This window comes from Salifodinibacter halophilus, assembly GCA_012999515.1.
GTDB lineage: Bacteria > Pseudomonadota > Gammaproteobacteria > Nevskiales > Salinisphaeraceae > Salifodinibacter > Salifodinibacter halophilus.
Window position 1 is genome coordinate 1 of the sequence record JABEEB010000243.1, and the last position, 273, is coordinate 273.

The window sequence follows — 273 nt, forward strand, 5'->3', positions numbered from 1 at the left end:
CGCGCTGGTGATCGGCGTGCTGGTGGTGCTGTTCGTGCCGGTGCCGGCGCCGGTGCTGGACTTCCTGCTGGTGGCCAACATCAGCGTGGCGCTGCTGATCCTGCTGGTGACCTTCTTCACCGAGACGCCGCTGAAGTTCTCGACCTTCCCGACCATCCTGCTGCTGTCCACGCTGTTCCGCCTGTCGCTCAACGTCTCGGCCACGCGCCTGATCCTGGAAGGCGCCGACGCCGGCCGGGTCATCAACGCGATCGGCGAGTTCGTGGTCGGCGG

1 protein-coding gene is annotated in these 273 nt (G+C 67.4%); it reads left to right on the top strand.

Going from position 1 to position 273, the window contains the following annotated elements; genetic code table 11:
- Positions 1-4: 4 nt before the first annotated feature.
- The coding region (locus HKX41_11500; GenBank protein ID NNC24757.1) for a flagellar biosynthesis protein FlhA at positions 5-273 on the top strand (269 nt) is incomplete at its 3' end.